The 25,936-nt window shown below is 42.9% G+C and carries 17 protein-coding genes; 7 read left to right on the forward strand and 10 right to left on the reverse strand.

The genetic code is table 11. The features are described from left to right. Positions 1–127: 127 nt before the first annotated feature. Together KRP56_02755 and KRP56_02760 are read right to left on the reverse strand one after the other, a co-directional pair. Positions 128–2,695: an MMPL family transporter gene (locus KRP56_02755; protein UAL08184.1), complete on the reverse strand. Its 2,568-nt coding sequence runs from the start codon at positions 2,693–2,695 to the stop codon at positions 128–130. A 150-nt stretch (positions 2,696–2,845) separates the two neighbouring features. After that, positions 2,846–5,347 carry an MMPL family transporter gene (locus KRP56_02760; GenBank protein ID UAL08185.1) on the reverse strand — a complete coding sequence of 834 codons (2,502 nt, stop codon included), beginning with the start codon at positions 5,345–5,347 and terminating at the stop codon, positions 2,846–2,848. A gap of 205 nt (positions 5,348–5,552) precedes the next feature. On the opposite strand from KRP56_02760, the gene KRP56_02765 reads away from it, so the two are divergent. Continuing rightward, positions 5,553–6,245 carry a TetR/AcrR family transcriptional regulator gene (locus tag KRP56_02765; GenBank protein ID UAL08186.1) on the forward strand — a complete coding sequence of 231 codons (693 nt, stop codon included), beginning with the start codon at positions 5,553–5,555 and terminating at the stop codon, positions 6,243–6,245. A gap of 52 nt (positions 6,246–6,297) precedes the next feature. Continuing rightward, positions 6,298–7,518 (forward strand): isocitrate/isopropylmalate dehydrogenase family protein, encoded by a 1,221-nt coding sequence (locus KRP56_02770; protein UAL08187.1) that lies wholly within the window; start codon positions 6,298–6,300, stop codon positions 7,516–7,518. A 40-nt stretch (positions 7,519–7,558) separates the two neighbouring features. Here KRP56_02770 and KRP56_02775 read toward each other — a convergent pair whose 3' ends face one another. From KRP56_02775 to KRP56_02785, 3 genes are all read right to left on the reverse strand, one after another. Further along, positions 7,559–11,161, reverse strand: a complete 3,603-nt coding sequence (locus KRP56_02775; protein UAL08188.1) for a leucine-rich repeat protein — start codon at positions 11,159–11,161, stop codon at positions 7,559–7,561. 465 nt (positions 11,162–11,626) lie between these two features. Further along, on the reverse strand, positions 11,627–13,261 hold the full coding sequence (locus KRP56_02780) for an ABC transporter ATP-binding protein/permease (GenBank protein UAL08189.1): 1,635 nt from the start codon (positions 13,259–13,261) through the stop codon (positions 11,627–11,629). Positions 13,262–13,468: 207 nt separating this feature from the next. Continuing rightward, the gene (locus tag KRP56_02785) at positions 13,469–13,633 is read right to left on the reverse strand and encodes a hypothetical protein (GenBank protein UAL08190.1); all 165 of its coding nucleotides are present in this window, start codon (positions 13,631–13,633) and stop codon (positions 13,469–13,471) included. 282 nt (positions 13,634–13,915) lie between these two features. Between KRP56_02785 and KRP56_02790 the strand changes: the two genes are divergently transcribed. Genes KRP56_02790 through KRP56_02810 form a run of 5 tightly spaced genes read left to right on the forward strand, consistent with a single transcriptional unit; the run spans position 13,916 to position 21,012 of the window. Beyond that, a complete protein-coding gene (locus tag KRP56_02790; protein UAL08191.1) occupies positions 13,916–14,209 on the forward strand; it encodes an STAS domain-containing protein in 294 nt (97 codons plus the stop codon). A gap of 4 nt (positions 14,210–14,213) precedes the next feature. Beyond that, a complete protein-coding gene (locus tag KRP56_02795) occupies positions 14,214–15,641 on the forward strand; it encodes an ATP-binding protein (GenBank protein UAL08192.1) in 1,428 nt (475 codons plus the stop codon). 4 nt (positions 15,642–15,645) lie between these two features. Next, the gene (locus KRP56_02800; GenBank protein ID UAL08193.1) at positions 15,646–16,818 is read left to right on the forward strand and encodes a hypothetical protein; all 1,173 of its coding nucleotides are present in this window, start codon (positions 15,646–15,648) and stop codon (positions 16,816–16,818) included. A gap of 4 nt (positions 16,819–16,822) precedes the next feature. Then, positions 16,823–19,279, forward strand: a complete 2,457-nt coding sequence (locus KRP56_02805; protein ID UAL08194.1) for an aldehyde dehydrogenase family protein — start codon at positions 16,823–16,825, stop codon at positions 19,277–19,279. After that, entirely contained in the window at positions 19,276–21,012 is a 1,737-nt protein-coding gene (locus tag KRP56_02810; GenBank protein UAL08195.1) for an ATP-binding protein, read from the forward strand. Before KRP56_02805 ends, KRP56_02810 begins: the two co-directional genes overlap by 4 nt. On the opposite strand, the gene KRP56_02815 is transcribed toward KRP56_02810, so the two are convergent. The 5 genes from KRP56_02815 to KRP56_02835 all read right to left on the reverse strand — a co-directional run bounded on the left by KRP56_02815 (position 21,004) and on the right by KRP56_02835 (position 25,906). After that, positions 21,004–22,821 (reverse strand): SpoIIE family protein phosphatase, encoded by a 1,818-nt coding sequence (locus tag KRP56_02815; protein UAL08196.1) that lies wholly within the window; start codon positions 22,819–22,821, stop codon positions 21,004–21,006. The two genes, KRP56_02810 and KRP56_02815, sit on opposite strands and share 9 nt — an antisense overlap. Before the next feature lie 179 nt (positions 22,822–23,000). Continuing rightward, positions 23,001–23,621, reverse strand: coding sequence for a hypothetical protein (locus KRP56_02820; GenBank protein UAL08197.1), 621 nt, complete (start codon positions 23,619–23,621; stop codon positions 23,001–23,003). Beyond that, positions 23,618–24,229 carry a hypothetical protein gene (locus tag KRP56_02825; GenBank protein ID UAL08198.1) on the reverse strand — a complete coding sequence of 204 codons (612 nt, stop codon included), beginning with the start codon at positions 24,227–24,229 and terminating at the stop codon, positions 23,618–23,620. Before KRP56_02825 ends, KRP56_02820 begins: the two co-directional genes overlap by 4 nt. Before the next feature lie 130 nt (positions 24,230–24,359). Beyond that, complete coding sequence (locus KRP56_02830; GenBank protein UAL08199.1) at positions 24,360–24,899, reverse strand: DUF308 domain-containing protein; 540 nt, start codon at positions 24,897–24,899, stop codon at positions 24,360–24,362. 101 nt (positions 24,900–25,000) lie between these two features. Then, entirely contained in the window at positions 25,001–25,906 is a 906-nt protein-coding gene (locus KRP56_02835) for a hypothetical protein (protein UAL08200.1), read from the reverse strand. Positions 25,907–25,936: the final 30 nt, after the last annotated feature.

The raw sequence follows: 25,936 nt of genomic DNA on the forward strand, positions 1-25,936 counted from the left end.
TAATTTATTCTATATTCGATTTTTCTACACCATGTTGTTTTGTTGAATTGATTGTATAGGTCATAGTTATTTTATGAGGTATGGAACAACAAAAAATAGAAAACTGGGGGATTTACCCCCAGGGAGTTTATGGGGTTTTAGGTATTTCTTCCGTCGGATGTTCTTTCTTCTTCAGGAACTTAGGACCTTTCCAGCACCATTCGCCCATCAGGTGCATGACCGCAGGTACGATGTAAGTACGCACGATCAAAGCATCCACGATTATGGCGAATGCTAATGCGAATCCGAACTGCTGTAGCATGACCATGTTGGAGATCATGAGAGTACCGAAAGCACCACCCATGATCAGACCGCAGATCGTGATCACAGATCCAGAGCTTATCACAGCTTCTGTGATTGCGTCATCATTCGACATGCCCCTATGCAGATGATTTTCTTTGATACGCGTCGTCAGCAGGATATCGTAATCCATTCCCAGTCCAAGACATATCACGACCAGCACAATAGGTATTAGCCAGATCAAACCAATGTCTGAGAATACCAGATGTGTTATTGCGATGGTCCATACGACACTCATGAGAATGGTAACGATCGAACGCAACGGTGTCAAGTAAGATTTAATGACAAAGAACAATAGTATGAAGATCAGGATGACCGCAAGTGCTATGATCTTAGCAAATTCTCCATTTACTTCTTCAGACACTTCGTACATGACTGCTGCAGAACCTGTCAACCAGGCTTGGGTAAACTCTTCATTGTTTTCCAGGAAACTACTGACCTCTGCATGAATGGTGTGCAGAGAATCCATGGATTTGTCAGACATTGACTGTTCATTTGTGATTATTGTCATTTTCACATATGTTACAGATATGGTGTTATCGGCATTGGTGATTCCACCCACAATGCCAGTCGTGTAATTCATCGTACCGTCTACCATTGCACCATATGTTGTATTATCGTACGATAATTCCTCTCCTTCTGCTATTGCTGCAGCGGTTAGAAGATATATGGTTTCCATATAGATGTTCAGGGAAGATGGGATTATTGTAGTATCATCCAGTATGCCTGTTTTTTCATTGTTGGTATAGAGTCTTAGTAGATATTCAGAATCTGTTTCTCCTGTTTCTTGGGGGCCTACAGATTCTATTGCGGCATCAGCTATGTTAGCCCATACTTGGAGACTGTATGCTTCTCCGATATTGCTGTCGTTACTCGATATTGTACTAGATAGTTCTGTTAGTTTGTCATAGTATGTGGTATAATTGCTGTTCCATGTTAGCAAATATACTGTTTGCCCTGATATTGTAGTGGTAGTTATGGTGGCGATGCTGTCCTCTAGTTCCAATACCTCATAGTCAGGCATTATCAATCCGCCATACGTGTATTCCTCTATGACATCTAGACCTTCCTGTGACTCTCCAGTCAGCATAGTGCCCACCATGTCGTAGGATGTTTCCGCGGTTGCTACCACATACACCATCGGAACGGTGAAAAGTATGGCTGCTACGACGATCGCTTTTGCGTGAGCCAGTGAGAATTTGACAGATTTATGGAAGTATTTATTTCCGAATCTGGCACATTTCCCGTACCATCCGTTCATCGCTTTGCTACCTTCCTGATATGATTCTATCTTGGAAGGCCAGAAAATCCTTTCTCCGAGAAGGTTAAGTATGGAGGTTATCAGTGTGAGTGCTGCCAATAGAGCGATTGCGATACCGATGGCCAACATCACTCCCATTCCGCTTATGAGCGACAATGAACATATTGACATGGCACCGAATCCGATCATGACCGCGATTCCAGATGTGGTTATGGATTCTCCTGCCCACACGATCGCTTCATGTATCGCCGTGTCGTGGTCTGCACCCTTTCTGCGTTCTTCTCTGTATCTGGATACTATGAATATACAATAGTCACAACCAGCACCCAGCATGGATACGATAATGAACATCTCTGTGATGAAGAATATGTCCATCACACTTCCGACAAAGAACAATCCAAGGAATGCAATGGCAATTGCGACACCGATCGTGATCGGAGGCAATGCAGATGCAAATACGGATCTGAAGAACAGACCTACAAGGATAAGGATCAAAGCTATCGAGAAGATATCGATATGGGAGATATCTTCTGTAGAACCGGTCATTATGTCATATGATATGGCGGGGTTACCAGTCACATATGTGGATAGGGCAGCATCATTTTCTTTTTCAGCTTTTTCTGTGTATGTCGCGATCCATTCCCTGAGTTCTTTAGTATCATCTGTATAACTTCCATCTGATACCGCTTGATCCGAGAAGATGATAGCGATCATTCTCATGCCTGAGCCGTCCGCATTACTGTAATCTTCATAGGGTATGATGATCTTCAAGGCCCCATCCATAAATTCACTATAATTAAGAACTAGTTCGGCTTCGACTTCTTCCGATGCCGTTTTTCCTGCTTCGTCATCATAAGTTATGATTAGAAGGTCGGTCGAATTGGATTCTCCACTACTGCTTACGAAGTAGTCTGCGATTATCTGAGCCCCTACGCTCGATTCCGAATTGGAATCTGCCATGTCATCTGAATTATAGTTGAGTGTATCGACCGCTTTGCTGAAAAAAGGCACTGCGATGATAAGAGCTATGATCCAAATAGCGATAATCAGCTTGGAATGCTTTGTGATTCCGTTAGCTAATTTTTGAAATATCATAGATATTAGCATCCAGTACGAATTTATAATATTGTTCGTTCAAGAACGTTCACCAATGGTGGCAGTCTTTGATATCAGTATGGAATATGTACCCCGTGTCGTTAACGACACGGGTAAAGGATTTGATTTAAATTGTTTCAGGGACCCTTATCACTGGTTCCTTTTTTGGAGGAACTTCGGACCTTTCCAGCTCCAATCTCCCATGAGGTGCATCAATGCAGGCACCACATAGGGGATTATGACCAGCGAGTCCACCAGTATGGCGAATCCCAGAGCGAATCCGAATTCCTGCAAGAGCGGGGATGAGGAGACCAACAATGTCAGGAATGTTCCACCCATGATAAGTCCGCAAAGTGTGATGACAGATCCGGATTTTACCAGTGCTGCATCTATCGCATCATCATTGGACATTCCCTTCTTCTTGTTCTCTCTTATACGTGTCGTCAGCAGGATATCGTAATCCATTCCGAGTCCTAAACACACCACGAACAGCACTATCGGGACCACCCATGTTACAGGTATTCCCAAGATCATGGTGAACACTATGTGTGTAAGTGCCACGGTCCATGTTATTCCCATGAGTATGGTGATCAACGAACGCAGTGGCGTTAGATATGATCCCAACACGAAGAACAACAATACGAAGATCAGTACTATGACGCATATCTTGATCCAATCGAACTGAGAATTGACTGTCTCAGATATCTCTCCGAGGGACACTACCGCACCTGCGACCCATGTCTCTGATGTGATATCGCTGTATTCCTCATCGTATGTACCGTGTACCAACGAGTCTATGGCATTTATGGAATCCATTGATTCCTGGGACATGGGCTCATCGATCAATATTACAGTAAGTTTAACGTATGTTCCGTCAGTTGATACTGTTCCTCCGACATAGTTCACAATGTAATCTATGTATGGTGCGACAGTTGATGCACTGGTATTCCATCCCATCTGATCGAATACGGCCGATATGTAGGGTTGGAGCAATTCAGGCAATTGTTGCACTGCGAGTTCATTGATGCCCTCTGTGCCATAGTTCGCGGATATGTAGGCGGCGACCATCTCTGGCGTCACATTACCTTCTCCGAGCTGTGCCACAAGGGCCTCGTAGACCTGTTCGTATACCGCTGCGTATGTCTGGCTGTATATACTCGTCCAAGGAGTGGGGCCTAGTACATAATCGACATTACTTGTGTCGTTGGCCACAATTCCTTCCGAGATCGTATTCGTCATCTGTAGGTATTCAGTGGCATCGCTCGTCCAAGTAAGCGTATGGTTTGTTGTATCCACCGTTGCTATTGAACTGTTAAGCTGGATGACAACGTAGGTGGGCATGATCATACCGCCGTCGGTATAATCGATTATTGTGTTGATACCTTCTTTTCCCTCACTGTCCGGCATGACGCTGATCATATCGAACGAGTCCTCTTCTGTCTCCATGACATAGATGGCAGGTAGGGAGATCAATATCGCAGCGATGACGATCGGTAAAGCATGTTTCTTGGATATTCTTGCTGCCTTGGTGAAATGTTTCTTTCCGAAGTTGGCAAATTTACCCCAGATACCTTCCCTTGCCTTTCCACCGGCACTATAGGATTCTATCTTGGAAGGCCAGAAGACCTTGTCCCCGATGAGTGCCAGGATAGCAGGTATGAATGTTAGTGCCGCTATCATTGCAAGAACGATACCTAGCGCTAGTATGATTCCCATGGATCTTATCATTGAGAAGGAGCACAGGCTCATAACACCGAAACCGATGATGACCGCGAGTCCAGACGTGGCAACGGATTCTCCGGCCCATTTGATGGATTCCGTGAGTGCATCATCTTTCTCTTTTCCTCCCTTACGTTCCTCTCTATATCTCGAGATTATGAATATGGAGTAGTCGCATCCTGCACCGAGCATGGACACCAGGACTATGGTCGTGGTTATGTAGAATATGTCGAGTACCCCTCCGATAAAGAATACAAGTGCCAGAACAGTACCGTATGCCATTCCGACCACTGCCGGAGGTATTATTGCGGTGGTTATAGCGTAGAAGAACAGACCAAGCAGTATGATGATGAGAAGGATCGAGAATGGATCGATCTTTTCGACATCGGTCATAGCACCATTCTCAGTATCGTATTCTATAGCATCTGTACCTGTGACATATGTCGTAAGTTCGATACCTGTATCGGTCTTGGCTGAGGAAACAAGGTCCCTCATATTCTGGACCTCATTGGACCCCGTGATACCATCGCCATATTGTATGGCGATCATGTAAATACCGCTCTGGGTCTTATCTCCGTCCTTGTTGTACGAACCTAAAAGTGCCAATGAGGCATCGGTACCGTACGTATTGGTCAATTGGTCGGACAGTCCACCACTATCATAAATGAAATCTGAGATCTCAGCGAGTTCCTCTGAGGTATCGTATTCGATTACGATTATAGTTCCTGTCGATGTAGTTTCTGCAAATTGGTCCTCTATTATTGATAGCCCCTGATTCGATTCCGAATCGCTGCTAACCATGGATGTGATGTCGTAATTCAGGACATCCCTGTATTGTACAGCGAAAGGTACCGCGATAAGGAGTGCGACCAGCCAGATGGCTATGATAGCCTTCGGGTGTTTTATTATGGTCTTTGCCATTTTATCGAACATGGTTCACCTTTGAGCGTGCTCAATTACGATATCGTATATAATTTTATTGAGCGCGCTCAATGAATATATGGATGATAAATGCTTTATACAGGTATTTTTTGTCGGGCAATTATTAAATAAGGATGTAAACCATTGATTATTTGTTTAATTTATTTGAGCATAATCAAGACATGGGCACCGTTATATAAAAAAAGAGAAAGATCATATGGAAATCATGGACGGAGGGGGGATCGGAAGTTCGGTCGTTCGCGATCTGAGGAACAGACGCGAGGATTCAAGGGACAGGATAATCCGAGCTTCCGCAAGTCTCTTTTTCGAACAAGGTTATGAAAAGACCACCACTCGCCAGATAATACAGCGTTCCGGTGTCCTCAATGGAAGTCTATATCATGCGTTCAGGAACAAGGATGAGATCTTCAAAGAGATAGTCATGGAGGCATTGGAAGATGTCCTTCATGAGTCCGAGGAACAGTTGAAAAGGAATTTCAATCCTCTGGTGGCCATAGTGTATCCGGCGGCCATCGAGCTCTATACAGCATCCAATTCAAAGAACGTTGCTGATCTTCTCTATCACGCCCATCAGTCTTGGAGTGTGATGAACGGGTTCATCGAGGTCACCCACAAATGGGTATCTGAACAATTGATCAGACTCAATATCGATGTGAATCTCGATAACTATGAGAGGAATGTACTTGCATTGATGGGGTGTGTCGGTTCCTATATCGAAGAGTATCATCTTACAGACAACAATGTTCCATATAAGGATAATCTAAAGGCCGTGATCATCGTCGTCTGTGCGCTTTTCGGCTTGCAGATATTTGATGTCAACAAGATCGTCAACGAGATATGCAAACATTTGGAATCCGAGAGGGTATCTGTATTAGGATTGACCATCTGATTCACAACTAATTATAAAAGTGAAGTAAACATACGTTCGCCAAGTGATCTACATGGTAGACGAGAAAGCAATTCAGGTTGCGAAAGAGAAGTACGGCGAACTTCTGAAACAGCAATTAGAAAGGGTCGAAAGGCTCAAGAAAGAAGGCGATTGGACCGATTATTCCAAACTTGATAAGCTCATCATCGGTGTTTGCGGAGGGGATGGTATAGGTCCCTACATATGTGCATCCGCACAGAAGGTCATGGAATTCCTTTTGGCCGATAAGATCAAGTCAGGAAAGGTCGAGATCAGGCAGATCGAAGGACTCACCATCGAGAGACGTGTGGAGGTCATGAAGGCCATCCCTGATGATACTCTTGCAGATCTGAAGAAATGTCACGTCATCCTCAAAGGACCAACGACGACACCGAAGAAAGGAGACTCTTGGCCAAACATCGAGAGTGCCAATGTCGCTATGAGGAAAGAGTTGGATCTTTTCGCAAATGTCAGACCGGTATCGGTCCCTGAACTTGGTATCAACTGGACATTCTACAGGGAGAACACCGAGGGAAGCTACGCACTTGGAAGCAATGGAATCAATGTAACCGATGACCTTGCGATGGATTTCTGCGTGGCCACGACACAGGGTACAGAGAGGATCATCCGTGCCGGTTTCGAGCATGCCAAAAAGACAGGTCAGAATTACGTTTCCGTGGTCACCAAGGCCAATATCATAAAGACCACTGACGGTAAGTTCCTTGCGCTCACGGAAAAGATAGCGAAGGAATATCCTGGTGTTAAATGGGATGATTGGTTCATCGATATCGCGACCGCAAAGTTGATCGATCCAGCAAGGAGAAGCGACTTCCGTGTGTTCGTGCTACCCAATCTTTACGGAGATATAATCACCGATGAGGCTGCCCAGATACAGGGCGGTGTTGGAACTGCCGGAAGTGCGAATCTCGGAAAGAGATACGCAATGTTCGAGGCCATACACGGTTCTGCACCCAGGATGGTCACAGAGGGAAGGGCACAGTATGCTGATCCTTGCAGTATGATCAAAGCAGTGGCCATGCTTATGGAGCACATCGGAGAGGTAGAGAAAGGCAACAAGCTCAACATGGCGCTAGATGTCTGTGTTCAGTTCGAGAGGAAGCTCGTAATGACTGGAAGGAGTACAGGTGCCACCGGGGATGAGTTCGCACAGTATGTCATGGATACAATTCAGAGGCGCGACCTTGAAAAGGTCTGGCAAGAATATGTCCATGCTGCAAAAGCAAAGAATGCTTGATTAAACTCTTTTTTAATCTTTATTTTTGAGACAATATGCATCATGGTGATTGATCATCATCTTGTTCGTCTCTTTTTTCTATCAAGCGAGGTCTGACATATTTGCGGTATATGATGTAACCAAGGAATATCAGGAAAATAAAGAACAATATCAGTATGATGCGTACGACATTATTACTCAAATCAATGTCACTATTTGTTGGTGTGTTGCTCAAGAGTTCTATGGTAATGTTGTCCGTCACTGTGATCGTGAAAGTACCTGTAATGACACCGTCGGCATCGGTGTCTGTGAAAGTGCCCTGATAGATTATAGTGTTAGTACTGTCGCGTACTGTTATGGTCAGACTCGTGCAATCTGTGGTTGATTCGACGGTAAAGGATTCTACTGTTCCCTCGTCCAAGGTGTTTGGGTCTGGAGTAATGGAGACCGAGGACGGGTTTATGTATGATATTTCACATTCTTTGACGCTCGGGTCTTTGATAATAGTGTATGATACCGTGGTATCGCTTGCAGGCATCGTGAATGTCAAGGAGTTTGATGTTTGTGATAGGACCACTGCACCGTCTGCATTCCATTGTTCTATTATGTAATGTTGGGAACCGGTTGTGAAATCAATCGTCACCGTATCTCCAACTTGGTATATGCCAGCACCAGAGAATAGACCATATGTGGAGGAGGATATTGAAACAGTATAGCTTCTGAGAGTTGAATCGAAAGTGGCAGTATAGGTAATATTGCCAGTTACAGCAGATATGGCAGGCGACCATCCGGAGAACTCATAGTAATATGAACTTGTGGCATTTTTCTGTGGTGTTGATCCGCTGTATACAGGAATATTTCCATAATCAACGGAATCTGTTTTTAAAATTGTACCATTATAATTTTCCCAAGTCACGATATAAGAATCTAGATCAAGAGTAATATTTTCATTAAATGCATCTCCGCTCACAGATATCGATAATACTGCATTTTGATGATAATGTTCGATGTTTGCAACAATGTTTCCAGATGTTCCGTAAGGTACGTTATTAAGAATATATTTTCCCTCAGAATCAGTGATCGCAGTGTACGTATCAGATCCAGATGTTAACACAACCGATATTCCAACAGGAGATAATCCGTTACTTATTGTCAATGTTCCAGATATGGAATATAGATTTGGTGACAAATCGTAAGTTATGATTGTTATTTCATTTACAATATCTGTTGCATGTATTGTATACACATTGTCGACATTTGTAAGATTTGTATATGTGGTACCACCAATTAGAACGGTTACCAAAGGTGTGCTATGGTCGTATCCAGTGTTAGAATTTACTGTGAACGAATAATCGTTTCCATATTGAGCATCAGTTCCAGAGAGATTAATTGTTGTGCCTGTCCCCTCATTAGTAGTTACTGTGTATTTGTTGGCAGTCCACATGGCATAAAGTGTAAGATTAGATGTTATTGGATCGTTAAAGTTATATACTGTTGATAGTGAAGAGTCTGTGAACCATCCAGAAAGACTGTAGCCAGTCATTGTTGATGATGGTAAAGTTGCACAGGTGTTTTCACAGATCAATTGATTTGGTACGCTACTTCCACCATTGCTGTCAAATGTAACTGTGTAAAGTAGACCGAAATTAAGAATGCTACTTTTGGTTACATCTGAGTCGAATATAGTGGAATTTGCCCAACTTGTACTCCAAATTGTGCATTTATTGTTTGTATTTACGTAAAAAGAAGAATCCTCAATATTTGAAGGTTGACTAAAGAATATGACTGAAATGAGTCCGCTGCAACCGGAGAATGCACTATTGCCTATTGAAGTGACACTAGATGGAATTGTTATTGATGTTAGATTACTGCATAATTGGAATGTATAATCTTCAATAGATGTTACGCCAGATGGGATTGTAATAGAAGTTAGTTTACTGCAACTGTAGAATGCACCACTACCTATTGAAGTGACACTAGATGGGATTGTAATAGAAGTTAGTTTACTGCAACCGTAGAATGCACAAGTGCCTATTGAAGTGACACTAGATGGAATTGTTATTGATGCTAGATTACTGCATAATTGGAATGTATAATCTTCAATAGATGTTACGCCAGATGGGATTGTAATAGAAGTTAGTTTACTGCAACTGTAGAATGCACAAGTGCCTATTGAAGTGACACTAGATGGAATTGTTATTGATGTTAGATTACCACAATAAAAAGCACCGCTTGCTATTGTTTTGACAGTTGAGGGAATTTCAAATGACCCTGATTTGGAAGTAGGGCAATATATTAGCATTGTTGAATCTTCATTATATAAAATGGATGAAAAACTAGAGCAACGTCCAAATACAGTTTTACCAATAGAAATGTTACTGGAAGGAACTGAGATAGATTTAAGGGCTGTGCAATAGTAAAAAGCGCTATCACCAATGGAAGTTACGCTAGTCGGAAGTATAACAGTTTTGAGACTAGTACAATACTGGAATGCATAATCACCAATTGAAATAACCCCGTTGCAGATGTATACATCAATTAATGAACTACAACCATTGAAAGCACTGCTTTTTACGTATGTTACATTTGATCCGATAGTTAGATGTAATAGTCCTGTACACGATTGAAATGCGCTAGATTCAATTGAACCAGATTGAATATCTATTGAAGTTAACCCTCTGCAGGAACTAAATGCAGAATTGCCGATATATGTTACACTTGATGGAAAGGTAAATGAGGTAAGTTTGTTACAATTGTTGAAGGCATAATCACCGATATATGTTACACTTGATGGGATGCCGACAGTTGTTAATCCAGTACAATAGTCGAAAGCATGATTGCCGATAGACGTTACACTTGAAGGAATGCTGACCGTTGTTAGATTATAACAGTAATAAAATGCATAATCACCGATATATGTTACACTTGATGGGATGCCGACAGTTGTTAATCCAGTACAATAGTCGAAAGCATGATTGCCGATAGACGTTACACTTGAAGGAATGCTGACCGTTGTTAGATTATAACAGTAATAAAATGCATAATTTCCAATTGATTGTACTCCGGTGGGTATCGTTACAGATGTTAGTTTACTACAACCACTAAATGCAGAATCTCCGATCGATAATATTCCTGAGGGTAATGTTACAGATGTTAGCACACTACAACCACTAAATGCATAATTTCCAATTGATTGTACTCCGGTGGGTATCGTTACAGATGTTAGTTTACTACAACCACTAAATGCATAATTTCCAATTGATTGTACTCCGGTGGGTATCGTTACAGATGCTAGTTTACTACAACCACTAAATGCAGAATCTCCGATCGAGATAATTTTCGATCCAATTATCATCGATGTAATTCCTGTGCTACCCTTAAATCCATCTGCATTTATTGCGACTATGTCATACGTTATACCATTGTTTACAACAGTAGAAGGTATGGTTATTGAGTTATATAGAAAAGATGATGATCTAGAGATACTAACCGTGCCCTTGGACGTCGATATGTCTTCTGTTTGGACAGTATATTTAAAATAACCATCGGAGCTGTTAAAGGTATTACCAATGGATGCATCAGAATCATCAGATGTGACTATTGCTAAGGATGATACAAGGAACGATATCATTAATACCGTAATCAGTAGTTTTTTCCTATTCATATTGATATATCTATCGATTTTTATTGAATATTTTATTTTTTGAGTTCGATTTACAAATCATAAAAATTAGTCGTTATCTAACTAATTTAAAATCATCATCAATTATATTTTTCCCCGATTGGTAACTTCTATTAGCCTGGGGACGATAGAAGATATATATAAAGTTAGTTTTAGGTTTGTAACGCGATACTTCATTTTTTATATTGGTTATTTTAGCATCATTTTAAGTTATATTTTGATAAATTGCATTGAATTTTGAATAATATAATCTATGAGTTACAATAAAAAGCAATTTTATTTAGAAATTTTGTAGAGTTTAAAGAAATTTTAAAATTGAAATATATGATATTATTATATATGATATTCTATACTTTTTTATGGAATAAATCATATTTGTATCTTGTTATAATTGTGGTATTCAGGACGATCTTAATTCATTACTTTTTGGAATATCTCTCTTTTAGGTCAATTATATTCTTCCAATGAAACGATCTCATCTGCTATGCATCTGAAACGCGAATCGTGACTGGTTAGAATTATTATTCTTTCCTTCTTAAGAGTTAAAAGACAGTTGAGCAGACAGCTTATGCTGTGATCGTCGAGACCTGTGGACGGTTCGTCCATTATCAATACATTGGATCCTTTTCCAAGGACCTTCAGGAGGACGATCCTCTGTTTCTCCCCTCCGGACATGACGTTCATCTTCGTGTTCCAATGTTCGTTTATGTCGAAGTTCTTATCGAGATACATTCCTTCCAGCCCCATTATACTGATCATGTTCAGGATCTCGTCCGTCCCTTCAAGGGACAGGGCATCGTCAAGGTATTCTTCGACTGTGGCATCCGGAATATCGACCCTTTGAAGCATGGTGGCGATCTCATCTTTGCGAGCAGTGTAGAGATCCACATTCGAAGTGTCCAATCCATTGTACTCAACGTTACCTTCCTTCAGATTCTGGAGTATTCCAAGCATTATGTTGATAAGTGTCGTTTTGCCCACTCCATTGGGGCCGGTTATCAGGTATATCTTATCCTTCTCGAAACATACTGACAGTCCTTTGATGAGGTCAGGACCGGATTCGGCATGGGAATATGTGACGTTCTTGATCTCCACCGAGTTGATATCCCGGATGACGGTGCTGCCGTTCCTTTCTTCTTTTATGTCGAATATCTCCCTCATGCGTGCATAAGAGGAATTGCTGTCCTGATACGATTTTCCCAGATTGAAATAATATTTCACTATGGTTATCAGTATGTAGAAATAGGCTATGACGATGGTGAATTCCCCGACTGTCATCTGTCCGTTTATTATCTGCAGTCCACCAACGATAAGGGCGCCGGATTGGAAGCATATGGATATCGTGGTGTCCAATGACGTGAACACATAGGATGCATGGCTGAAAGATATCATGGACCTTAGATATTTCTTGAAATTCCGTTCCATGTTGTTCTTGCTTTTATCGAACGCGGCCTCGATCTTTATTTCCTGTATGCCATTCAGCTGTTCGAAGAGTACCTTTGAATAATGGCTTTGGCTTTCTTTCATTTCTCTGCTTCTTTTGAAGAGAGGTTTTCTGAGCACCATATAACATAAAAGATAGACTGGCAGGAATGCAATGGCGAGAAGGAATATGCTAATGTTTATCTCGGCGATTAGCACGATTATGATCACGAACGTTATTCCGTTCAGGAATACCATGATGAAATTGCCGATCACAAAGGATACGAGCGTGTTAACGTCAGTGCCTATCCTCTGTACCAAATATGCAGGGTTGAATTTTCTGGTGTATGTATCATACGGGATCTTTTGGATGTGTGATATCGTATCTCTCATCAGGTCGAAACTCGCTTTGGTCGTCAGTTTGACCGTGGTCATGCTGTTGAAATATGATGCAACAGCCCCCATTACACCAACAAATATGATGATGAGCGCATAATCGAAAACAGTTTTCTCAGATGCAGTGGTTATCAAAGCGTCAATGAATATGCCAGTATAGTACGGGACGATCAAAGTCGATGCCGTGCCTATGATTGAAAAGGATACAAGCAGGATAACATAGAATTTGTATTTCGACAGATATCCCGTGATGAATCGTATCATTTTGGCACCCTTAATGAATCTATGGCAGGCATGTATTGACATAATACATAGACTGCTGGAGATATGTCGTTTCTTGTCGATGTTGCGCATCAATGTATGCATACAAATGATTTAGCAATATTATGCAGACACATGGATATGAGTTAAATCATTGGAAGATGTTTGTTAATCAACGACTTTTGAAGTTATACTGTTCATTCAATGAGTTTACCACCCAGTGAACGGACACCACCATTTGCCGTATGATGGACAATCTGTTCTGTCGCACAATGCACTACTTACTCCAACAGTTGCGCTTGCGCTTGAGCACGGACCCTGGGCCATCTGTTGATTATCGGTCATCAGTTCTATATTTATCAAGGACTTAGCCATTTTTATTTCACCTCGTTTATTTTTCTTTACTATAGTTCAATAGATTTTATGCATCAATATGAACCATTGAAATCATCTGAGAGTACATTATTTATAACTTGTTAAGGAAATCGATGTATTGTGATATAATGTTATAACAATCAAAAAATAGATCGTAATTGGTTAAAGGAAAACTGAGATATCTAGACGATTTGGACCGTAATTCATTTTTTTCTAATGTGGGATGTCAATGATTTTGTTCTTACATTATCATTATAAAGAATTCTTCTGATTAGGAGGGCCATGAGGACACAACTCAGCAGCGGCACCCTCACATTGATGCCGGAAGGTAGGTTGGATACCTTCACGGCTCAAAGATTTCTAAACGATGTAGAACCACTGTTGGCAGATGCGGACAGGGTTGTTATAGACCTCAAGGATCTTCAGTATATATCCAGTGCCGGTCTTCGGGCGATACTTGCCATACAGAAGCGTATCGGTCCTAAAGGTGGCAGCGTGAGAATAGAGAATGCCTGTGATTTCGTAGCGGAAGTACTTTCTATGACTGGATTTCAGGAACTCATAGGATCGGAATGATGTTATGAGGATATTGGACATCCGCGTTAGGACCGAAGCAAGGTCCGTAACATATGTGCAGTCTTGCGTATCCGCTATTGCAAAGGAATACGGCCTCAAAGATCTGGATGCCAGTAAGTTGTGTGTTGCAGTGGAGGAGGCGATGATGAATGTCATCGAGAACGCGCCTCCGAAATCAGATGCGGACGCTTGGTTCGACATAGGCATTGACATTGGTGATATGGACATAGAGCTGTCAATAAAGGACAGGGGCCGTCCTTTGGACCTTCAGACGATAAGAGAGGATGACGACTCTGAATGTATGAACTTAAAGTTGATGAGAGGCCTTACAGACGGAGTGGCCCTCAGCAATCTGGGGGGTGCAGGAAGAGAGCAGAGGATAATCAAACGCTTCGAATCTCTTCCGTCCTATGAGAGAAGGGCTCCTGAAGATCGCGCAGAATTTTCAGAGAACATCGAGTTCCGTTTCCATGATCTCAGAGAGAACGATGCCATCGAGGTCGCCCAGTGTGTTTACGATGAGTTCGGGTACACATATCAGAACGACACGGTCTACTATCCTGACAAGTTCTACGCCGCATGTACTCGCAAAGACTACTGTTCCATGGTAGCTTCGGCGCCCAATGGTGAGGTCGCCGGTCATCTGGCCTTGATATTCGATAAGAGACTTCCAGGAATTGCTGAGATGGGCATCGGCGTAGTGAAGCACAAATATCGCAATTATTCTGTTATGAAGAATCTTACATCTTCCATACTTAAGCGCGGTGAGGAGGATTACGATCTTAATGCTGTCTTTGCGCAATGTTTGATGTGGCACACCATAACTCAAAAGATTAGTCTGAAGAATGGTTTGGTACCTTGTGGGTTCTTCTTTCAATACTGCAGTGATGAGATGCGGAACAATTTCAATGGCAGCAATACCCGTGGAAATGTTGCACTCGCCATAAGATCATTACACGACATCGTAAGGGATGATCATGTTCCAGAAGAGATACATGATATATTTTCTACAGTTATCGAGGGTCTGGGCCTTAATAGGGCAGTCCTTCCCGGGATCGAACCGGCTCAGAATACAACCAGTGAGATATACTCGGTCACAAACCGTAATCTGCGTGTAGGGAAGATCTTCATTGACAATGTGGGCTCAGACCTGGAATACAAGATCAAGGACTCTATGCGTATGATAAAAAAAGAGGGGTGTGCGGTTTGCGAGATGTATATCTGCATGTCGGATCCAGGTGCCATATACGCATATCATTGTGCCAAGGATTCAGATTTCTTTTGTACTGGCATATTGCCATGTACGGAGAAAGGCGACATGATAATAATGGAATGTCTGTTCAGTCAGGTTCCGGACTATGGTGCAATGGAAACCATAGGTGCTTTCACAGAATTATTGGATAAAGTGAAGAAATTAGACCCATACGGATGATAACATGGACTATCACATAAGGAATTTAAACGATCCGGATCCGAAGGTTCCAGATGATTCTCTCAATGCCTTACAGTGTCTTTGGGCTTCATCAGACCCGTTCGATCATGATTCGACGGATGATATATTTTTAGAGGCTGTTAAAGAATCTATTATCTGGCATATGTCCAATAGTGGATATTTCAGGGATTGGATGGACCGCGATGGATTCAACATCGGATCTTTGAGGACATCTGCAGACCTATGCAAGATACCATTCCTGCATGCCAATTTCTATAAGACCCACATAGTTAAAGATCGCGAGGATGATGATTATCTGTTAACGTTGACATCATCAGGGACCACAGGACAGAAAAGTCAGATGTTCTTTGATAAATGGACACTTCCTGCAATGGATAAGACCTCCGATATCGAGAATCAATATTATGGATACATAACCAATGAACCAGTCAATTTCATGATGTATGCCTATGAGCCGGTGGAAGGGTTCAATGTCGGGACCTTAAGGACCAGATTGGCAATGATGAGGTATGCCAAGGCCAACGAGACGTTCTACGCCTTAAGGTATACAGGCTCTGGACACGAGTTCGACCCATTCGGAAGCATAGATGCTTTGCTGAGGTTCGAAAAGGAAGGACTGCCAGTCCGCATATTGGGATTCCCAGCATTCCTATATTTCACTTTAGAGATGATGGAGAAGATGGGATACCCACCTTTGAAATTGAATGAAAGGTCGATGGTCGTCGCCGGAGGCGGATGGAAAGGATTCACGGACAAACAGATGGACCCAGAGAAGTTCCGCAATTATATCGGGGCAAGATTGGGTATACCGGAATCAAGATGTATAGAAAGCTACGGGGCAGTCGAACACGGTGTGGCGTACATACAATGTCCAAACCATCATTTTCATGTTCCGATATACAGTCGTGTAATAATCCGTGATACTGAGACCTTGGAACCGCTTCCTTTTGGGAAGATTGGATTCCTCAATGTGATATCTCCTATGAATACGGGGGTACCGGTGGTCAGTCTTCTCATGGGCGATCTTGCGATACTACACGAGGGTTGTGAATGCGGATGTGGGACGAATGCACCCTGGTTCGAGATAATAGGCAGAGCCGGAACATCCAAGAATCGTAGCTGTGCAGTGGCCGCTGCGGAACTCTTGAGGAGATGATGATATGACCCACATATGGAAAGGTGTCGAGATAGGTGACAATGAGTTGGAGCAACATATCAACGGATTGACCGAGGATCTTATCAACTCAATGTCCGAAGTATTGTGCACCGAAGATGTTCTAGATGCGTGTGATCGCATGTCCCATATCCTCAAAGAGCGTAGAAAGGAGATGTTTGATGCTCTGGAGGAGGACGACTGTATAGACCCAGATGGTGTTTTACAAACTCTTTCTATTGCACTTGCCAGAGATTCTCTTGAAACAAAACTGATCGTAGAATTAGGGACCGAGAAGCCCGCAGATCCGAGACGTGTAAATTATCGTGAGCAGAAATATGAATGCTGGGCCCCGATGGGCGTAATAGTGCACATAACAGCCGGAAACTCATTGGTGGTCGCCCCCATGGCTTCAGTGGAGGGGCTTCTGACCGGTAATGTGAATATAATGAAAGTGGCCAAAGGTACAGGGAGTTTTGCCTCTTGGTTCCTGAGGACATTATCCGAGTTCTCCAATCTGTCCAAATTCATCTACCTTCTTCGCATATCGTCCTCTCGCAAGGACATAATGGAAAAGGTCATTGGACATGCCGATTGCGTCAGCGTATGGGGAGGAGAGGACGCAGTAAGATCGGTCAAGGATATGACGCCGGCCAACATACCGGTCGTCGTCTGGGGCCATAAGATAAGTTTTGCGTATGTCACTCCTTCGGAGATGAACAATGATACCGTAGAAGGCATAGCTCATTCTGTCTGTAGGAACCATCAGCAATCCTGTTCCAGTCCTCAATGTGTTCTTGTGGACACGAACGACAGGGAAGAGGTATTGAGATTCTCAGAGATGTTGGCCGATGCCCTAGAACAGGTCGGAATGGCATACCCTATTCCAGATCCGGACATTGCTCAGAAAGCTGAGATCTCTTCAGTGGTCCATCTTCATAGAGCGGATCTGTATTTTAATGACGGGACAGTGATAGAGAGGAAGGACTGCCGTGTTTTGGTAAGTTATTCTTCAAAATTCTTGCCTTCTCCTTTGTTCCGCACAATATGGGTATCGCCAATGCCTCATGCAGATATAGTAAGGGGGCTCAACGGAATGAGGGCGTATCTTCAGACAGCCGGTCTTGCATGTGCCAAAGAAGAGATGTACGACATTGTGTCGATTCTTTATCGTGTCGGGGTCACCCGTATAACTCCAGTAGGTTCCATGAGCGTGTCCTACACAGGAGAGCCGCATGACGGTATGTTCGCGCTATCCAGATTTATGAAGAGGGTCTCTTTCCGTACGGAAGAGGATATGTGCGGCATAGTGAGCCTATCCGAGATGCACAGGCTTGAAATTAAAAAAACATCTGGGCCGATACAGGTCAAGAAGGATTATCCATCAGTACCAGAGAATGGTACCAGGACGATCATGAAGAGCGGGGGAACGACAGGGGTCCCACTTTATTGCAGTTACACTGACAAGGATTACAGACAATACATCATAATGCCTGCGGCCCAGAGTTTCATGGCGGCAGGTCTGGACCCCGAAAAGGATGTCGTGGCGGACCTGTTGAAAGCAGGCCATATGTACGGGGGAATGAATTGTTTCATATCAGTATTTGATGAACTAGGTGCCCCGCATCTCAACATCGGCGGACTCATAGATAGTCTGGAGCAGACCGCGGACTATATGGTAAGAGGGAAGGCGAATGCCGTTCTGGGAGCACCCAGTTTCATAACTAGGCTGTTCAGGGCGAATGAGAAAAAATTGAAGGATTACGGAAAGATAAAGAAGGTCTTCTGCAGCGGAGAGCACATTTCCGAAGGCCAGATAAGATATCTCAAAGAGGAGTTCGGCATAGAGCAGATATCATCGTTCATGTACGGCAGTAATGAGAACGGGACAATAGGATTCGCATGTAAATGCTGTAGACCGGGGATGTTCCATCTCTGTTCTGACATCCAAAGGATGGAGATAGTCAAGATGGACAGGGATGAGCCCGTAGGTCCGGATGAAGAGGGCAGGATACTGATTACAGGTTTCATGAGAGAGAACGGCCATACGGAACGTTACGAGATCGGGGATATCGGCAAGTGGGTCCATGACGATTGCGAATGTGGCAGGGGAACCCCCAGATTCACACTTGTCGGAAGGTACGGAGATGTTATCCGTATCGGAGGGACGTTCTTCAACTATCATAAGATCGCCAGCATATTGTCCGACGATATCGGATATAGAGGACGTCTTCAGCTTCTTTTAGAACGGAGAGGTCTATCCGAAGTGATGGTCTTCTGCATGGAGGACACGGATATAACTCCCGAGATGCTCAAGACTACGTTCTTGAACAGCGGGTACGAGCCATTTCAGAGGACAATGCCCAATGATCTATTCCTTCTCGATGTGAAGATGATGTTCCACGATGAGTTCATACAGAACGAAACGAGCATAAAGTTGCGTTCGGTGGTGGACCGTCGTTGAAAGATCAGGAGATGCAACGTAACCCATATCTTATGAATCGGGCCTTCAGAGTGTATCTTCTAGCTACGATCCTGTCCACAATGGCCGTTGCCCTTGGAAGTGTGTTCAACGGTATAGTCGTGGGCAATCTGATCGGTCCGGATGCATTGAGCGCGGTCAATCTTTGTTCTCCGTTGTTACAGATGCTCAATGCGATCTCTGCATTGATAAACATAGGTGGGGCCACATTGGCGGCAACCTATCTTGGACGTGGGAGACGTGATGATTACAGACGGATATTCAGATTATCTTTCCATATGAGCATAGTCGCGGGCATATTGCTTATGATCGCAGGTCTGTTCTTTTTGGATCAGATATCCTCCGTTCTATGCAGTGACAGTTCCCTGCTACCTATGGTAAAGGAATATACATTTGTGATATTGATGAGCGGGGTCCTTGCCATAATGTTGCCTGGAATGTGCGCATTCGTAAGGACAGACGGCAATCCCAAGCTCTCGACGTATGCCTTGATAACATTCTGTCTTACGAATATAATCCTGGATATTGTTTTCATATCGGGTCTTGGAATGGGCATCGGAGGGTCTGCGATCGCTACAGCTTGCGGTTACGTTACTGGATTGATAGTCCTGTCTTTGCATCGCAGACATCCCATGAGAATGATATCATTCTCAGGAAAAGGAGGGTCTGTCAGCAGGGTAGCGATCCTTCAGATGGGAGCCCCTGTTGCGATCGCATCTCTTCTGATGACCGTTCGGATCCTGGGCCTAAACATACTGGTTCTCGGTTCGTTGGGGTCAGAAGGGGCCAGTGTAATGGCGGTCTGCATCAATCTAATGGTATTATCATCTGTATTCATCGGAGGGACGTCTCAGACGATGCAACCTGTATGCGGTGTCCTGTATGGCTCTGAGGATCATACAGGAATGGATATGGTGATCAAAAGAGCGTTAACGATCCTGATGTTGTCTTTGATCGTCATCACCATCATCATATTCATCTTCCCGTCGGATATAGCGTCGATCTTCGGCATAAGGGATGATTCGGTATTGTCATATTCAGACACGGCCTTGCGTATGTTCGCATTGAGTCTTCCACTCTATGGAATAAACTACTTCCTGATGATAATATACCAGATAAGCGGGAGGAAGGCATTGGCATCGGTGGTGTCAGCTCTGCAGTCGTTGGTGGTACTCGTGGTCGCGGCGATCTTTGTGTTCGATGGATATTCGGACATGATATGGGCTGCATTCGCTGTAGGGGAATCAATTGTGTTCCTAGTTATATTGGTCATGTCGGTGATAATGAGGTTCCGTTCAGGCACAAAGATGTTGACACTGATTAAGCGTCATGTGGCAAAGGGTGATGAATTGGAGATGTCCGTTAAGAATAACGGAGAGGACATGTCTTTGTTGATGGATTCGATGGATTCTTTTTTGGAAAGGAACGGTGCAGGAAAACAGCTTCGTACACATGTACGTCTATGTTGTGAAGAACTCGTTATCAACATAATGGAGCACGGTAGTTCCGGAAATAAAGGGTACATTGATGTGACCATAAGGATGTCCGATGGCAATTCGGCGGTATTGTGTCTCAGAGATGATTCCTTCCCGTTCGATCCGATAAATTATGACAAGGATGGGCGTGGGCTTATGATGGTCAAGCGGATATGCACTTCTTTGCAGTATTCCAGAGTGATAGGTCAAAATGTAGTGGTGGCCAAACTTTCAGGTTGATTGTTCGATTTCGATCTCAGTTGTGGTTCTGTTCATATCCTTCACCCTCAGATATGTGAACTTGCGCGATATTTTGTTTACAAGCAATATCCCATTGCCCCCAAGTTCTCTGTTCTCCAGATCCTGGTCCGGACATTGTCTTTTATGACAGGTTGGATCGAATTCCGGGCCATCATCTTCGAATATCAATACGACAAGGTCATGTCCAGAATATATTTCGAATGAGATATCATTGCGTGCTCCGGAATGTTCTGATATGTTCATGAACAATTCTTCTGCCACCAATACTATAGGTTCGATCACAGGTATGTCTTTACAGACCTCTCTTATTGTAGATACAATGATGTGCAGGCTTTCCTTTTCGGGAGGTACAAAAACTGCAATGCTCCGTCCTTCACGTTTTATAGCAAGCATGGACAGATCATCGGATTGCGGACATTCTTTCGTGAATTCTTCTAATGCGAAACGTACTTCCGATACAAGTCCTGTCGAAGATTCTGAGTTCGATATTTCCAGGGCATTCTTGAGTCTGGCCTCTCCGAACATGTTCTCCGTCTGATCCGTAGCTTCTGTCACTCCGTCAGTATAGAGGAAGATGGTTTGTCCAGGATGCATGACGACCTCCGAATCATGATATTTTCTTTCAGCTATACCAAGGAAGGGTTCCGCCCGTACCTGAAGTCTCTCGTATTTCCCTCTTGTACCGAGGAGCGGTGGGTTATGTCCAGCGCATGAGTACTTGACAGTTCCCGATCCCATATCCAATAATCCGAAGAATACTGTAACGAACATGCACGTGTCGTTATCTCTCATTAGTTCTTTGTTTGCTTCCTCCAAGACCTTGGAAGGCTGCAGTCCGGAGATAGCCTTCTCTCTTATGATGGCCTTGGATCTCATCATGAACAAAGCAGCAGGTATCCCCTTGTCAGATACATCGGCCATTACAATGGCGAGTTTTCCATTATCCATGATGAAGAAATCATAGAAATCCCCTCCGATCGTCCTTGCAGGTGACATGTATGCGCTGACATCTATCCTTTTGTCAGGGGGACAGGATTTAGGGAGTACTGAACACTGTATCATTTTTGCCGCATAAAGTTCTGCAGCGGCTTTAGATTCCTCTGAAACAGCTGCGACCTCTTTGAACAGCAAATAGAGCATCAGTAGGTAGAGTATCAGAACTGTAATAGTGTTTATTTGAAATCCGATGGAGTATGCTTCGATTTCCTGAGTGGAATACCATGCAGAATAATCTACTATTATCAATGCTAGAACTATGGCCAGCGCAGTAGAGAGCTCTCCAACACTTTTTCCAGCATCGTCGATCATCCGTTTGATATTATGTTTGAAAAGTGCAATGTAGATGATGATCACGGCGACATTCAGAGAAAATTGAATGCTCAGATAGCCTAGGTCCCCGTAAGGTTTTCCGAGTTGGAAGAACAAGGTGTCGCATATGAAGCCGTTGACGATTATCTGCATGGATAGGGTCAACATCACGGAGAATAATCTGACCGTTTTTGATTCAGAGTAGATGATGGTGGTTCCAGAGTAGACTGCTAACAAGATAACGATTAGCTCAATCATTTCTGAGCCGGATTCTGATATTAAATTATCATCGTAAAGTAATGTATATGATATCAAGAATACGGCGATAAAGAGGGCAACGAATATCAGAAGCCACGTTATTATTGTTTTTTTGTAATCATGCTTTCTTTTCAAGATCGAATCAGTCATTATTGCGCAGAATATACCCACGATCAATATGGAGGCGGCTTGGAATAATGTAGAGAGGAAATCGAATTGCATGAGGACGGTATGTTCATCTTCCGAGGAATATAACTTTTTATTGTAGCAAGGGAAACAGATCCTGGGATCTTTTTGCTTAATTGGCCATTCTCTTAATGTATTTTGAAAATCAAGAATATAGGTCGTTTGTCGTAAAAGATGAATTAATCTTGATCATAGGTCATATCGGTAAATGAAAATTACCATTCGAGAGGTTTATGTCTGATATAATGTAAGTAGATCGACGAGTATATCAGTGCAGACAATGCAGCAAGACACAGCATAAGGATGACGTTATCCCTTACGAATTCTTGGTTCGATGGTGAGGCTATCCAAAGCAGAAAAAGCTGCACAGATTCTGCACATACAGCGGCGATAAGTGTCCAACTTATTCTGGGGTATTTCATTCCCGCCATCCATCTTATCATTCCGCCGATGACTCCTGCGATCACAGCAGAGACCGCACATGCGATCTGTGGATCTGCGCCTGAGAGTATGCCTTCGGCGCCAATTATAGCTCCTGCGATCACCCCTACGCGTGGCCCTCCTGCCAAACCTGCGAGAGTAGCAACGAAGATGACGGTATTCACGTAATAACCGTCGAGATCATAGGAAAAGAAATGTGTTGTGATCACTCCCACGAATCCAAATGATAGGATCTTCACTATTGCATTCCTAACATCATAATCTCCATTATTGTCAAAGCTCCGCATGTGGTCTGATTTATGGAGGTAAAAGGCAAGTAGCAACAAGATAAAAACGACGATTATCATGTTCAAGAAGATGCTTTTGTACGAGACGATGTCCAGCATCACTATCATATGATCTTCTCCTTGTCCTCGAGGATATATTTATGGTAAATATACGAAGCGACAACCATGCATATCGTGTTCCCTATGATCATCACAGGACCGATTATCGAAATTATATCGTATCCGTCATCGATAAAAAGTGCGATGAGACACATGTTTATCGTTTCTGTTGCGAATATGAGTATCACGGCGTTGAGTACGGTTGGGAATTTCTTTCCGGAAAAATACCAGAGTAAGCCTCCCAATGCGCCTGCGATGATAGTGCCCAACATAGAAGGGACCGCTGTGGTGCCCCCAGATAAAAATCCTTCTACGCCGACCACGATCCCTGTCGGGATACCTACCATAGGTCCTCCAAGCATTCCTGCAAACATAACAGGGAAATCCCTTATGTTGATCAAGATACCGTTTTCAATGGATATCGTCAGATATTCAGTTGTTATAATGCCGATGATTGAGAATACAACAGTTGCTTTTAGGACATTTTTCCAGGATATTGCGCATCTATCGTTTATTACGGATTTATTCGTCTTTTTGTAGATATATGCGACCAGCATTATGGTGAAGACCTCTGCAATCATGATAAGGATGAATGTGTAATATTCGTAGAGATCCATTCCAGACACCATACTTAAGCGAGCTAAGTACGTCCTAGTAAATATAAATAAGATTTCGAGTGATTAGATATAACTGTACCATGTTCCAATTTTTTTAAAATGAAAAGGCTTGAAAAGGTTTGATGCACAATCAATTTTCAATTGTGACTTTAAGGGATTTGAATCTCCATCCGTTAATGGCCAACAGACATCCTGTAATGATCAACAATGCACCGAATATCCACATTGCGGCTTTGATCGTCTGATCAGGGAATATCATGATGATAATGGCCAATAACACGAATATAATGCCGATGACCAAGGATACGGTCTTGTTATTAGATACGGGCATCCCTATGTCGGCTATCTGAATGATACCAATCAATATCAGAAGTATCGCGAACATGTATGCTGCGACCTCGGCCATGAAATGAGGTACTATTGCAAGTGCCAGACCGATAAGGATGTACAGAGCATAGATTATTGTCATCGTTGTGTCTGTGCCTGCACTTTTTACGACACCGATTATACCTACAACCATTATGATGATACCAAGTATCAATAGACCGATCTCCAGTGTAGCATTAGGCCATATTATCATGATTATTCCCAATATGGCTGCTAGTATACCTGCGATCAGCATGGTCCATCCTGTCATCTCAGGGAGCGATTCGTTATTTGTTTTTTTCAAATTTACACCTAATGGGTAATACGTTGGAGGATACTTAATGAATCTCCAATCATTCAATGGAAATCATTGTATGGGTTATTTTTTTGAATAGAGTATTCGCATCAATCTTTTCTGACGATGTCATCACGGAAAGAATCAAATTTCACCACAGTGTCAAAATTTTGATTTTTCATACGTTCTGTTTCTTTCTTTTTTATTGACGATATCAGGATGAATTCCATTTTCTTATGGGATAGAAAATGTTTATTCATTGACCTTAGACACAAATATGCCCAATAAATGGAGAATATCCCAAGCGTCATAAGACTGTATCTCCGCATTTTATTGTAATCCATATAATTTATCGTAGGTGAGAAATCGTTCAGTTCGATCCCTATTTCAGAGAACGAACTTTTGGAGATTTCATAGAATTCAATGAAATGTCTTTCGTGTTTGTAAGGCATTAAGGTTATTGATGGGAACGCAACTATGCCGATGAATAGGAATTCAATGATAAGGACATAGGATACCTCTCCGAGATGTTCACTCAGCGGGAATACTGACCAACAGAACAAACTGACAGCAATACCCAGTATCATGAGATAAATGATTTTCCAAGGGGAAGAAGGATGCTCATCACGACGTATACTGTCATCTATTTCCATCATCTTTTCTAGGCGGTCCTTCAGAGTCATTGCATCCTTTTGGCAGGCATCCAAGTAGTCTATGATCGCTGCTCTCAGTTCTTCTTCTCTCTTCGAATGCCATTTGTTTCTGATCAGTAGCACGGCCGAGATGATAAGCGGCATGAAGCTGGCTATTATCACAAGTATGAACACTGTAAAAGAAAAAAGGAAGGGAAGGTTCGCATATCCCTGAATATCATGGACGATGACCATGTAATATACCGAGAACACAATGAAAGCAAATATCACGATGAGAGCCATCAAAGGATTCAGAACCAGGTCCGTTCTGTCTCCGCGACATACTGCTTTTATGACACGGTTACCTGCCTCTCTCGTATCCATACAGGAAAGTAGTATTATAGGTATAAATCA

The sequence above is a fragment of the Candidatus Methanogranum gryphiswaldense genome (genome assembly GCA_019262145.1).
Taxonomy (GTDB): Archaea; Thermoplasmatota; Thermoplasmata; order Methanomassiliicoccales; family Methanomethylophilaceae; genus Methanogranum; species Methanogranum gryphiswaldense.

Excerpts from the sequence above, each read along its gene's own strand:
- KRP56_02755 (UAL08184.1), bottom strand. The coding sequence starts at position 2,695 with ATGATATTTCAAAAATTAGCTAACGGAATCACAAAGCATTCCAAGCTG.
- KRP56_02760 (UAL08185.1), bottom strand. The coding sequence starts at position 5,347 with ATGTTCGATAAAATGGCAAAGACCATAATAAAACACCCGAAGGCTATC.
- KRP56_02765 (UAL08186.1), top strand. The coding sequence starts at position 5,553 with ATGGAAATCATGGACGGAGGGGGGATCGGAAGTTCGGTCGTTCGCGAT.
- KRP56_02770 (UAL08187.1), top strand. The coding sequence starts at position 6,298 with ATGGTAGACGAGAAAGCAATTCAGGTTGCGAAAGAGAAGTACGGCGAA.
- KRP56_02775 (UAL08188.1), bottom strand. The coding sequence starts at position 11,161 with ATGAATAGGAAAAAACTACTGATTACGGTATTAATGATATCGTTCCTT.
- KRP56_02780 (UAL08189.1), bottom strand. The coding sequence starts at position 13,261 with ATGATACGATTCATCACGGGATATCTGTCGAAATACAAATTCTATGTT.
- KRP56_02785 (UAL08190.1), bottom strand. The coding sequence starts at position 13,633 with ATGGCTAAGTCCTTGATAAATATAGAACTGATGACCGATAATCAACAG.
- KRP56_02790 (UAL08191.1), top strand. The coding sequence starts at position 13,916 with ATGAGGACACAACTCAGCAGCGGCACCCTCACATTGATGCCGGAAGGT.
- KRP56_02795 (UAL08192.1), top strand. The coding sequence starts at position 14,214 with ATGAGGATATTGGACATCCGCGTTAGGACCGAAGCAAGGTCCGTAACA.
- KRP56_02800 (UAL08193.1), top strand. The coding sequence starts at position 15,646 with ATGGACTATCACATAAGGAATTTAAACGATCCGGATCCGAAGGTTCCA.
- KRP56_02805 (UAL08194.1), top strand. The coding sequence starts at position 16,823 with ATGACCCACATATGGAAAGGTGTCGAGATAGGTGACAATGAGTTGGAG.
- KRP56_02815 (UAL08196.1), bottom strand. The coding sequence starts at position 22,821 with ATGCAATTCGATTTCCTCTCTACATTATTCCAAGCCGCCTCCATATTG.
- KRP56_02820 (UAL08197.1), bottom strand. The coding sequence starts at position 23,621 with ATGATAGTGATGCTGGACATCGTCTCGTACAAAAGCATCTTCTTGAAC.
- KRP56_02825 (UAL08198.1), bottom strand. The coding sequence starts at position 24,229 with ATGGATCTCTACGAATATTACACATTCATCCTTATCATGATTGCAGAG.
- KRP56_02835 (UAL08200.1), bottom strand. The coding sequence starts at position 25,906 with ATGGATACGAGAGAGGCAGGTAACCGTGTCATAAAAGCAGTATGTCGC.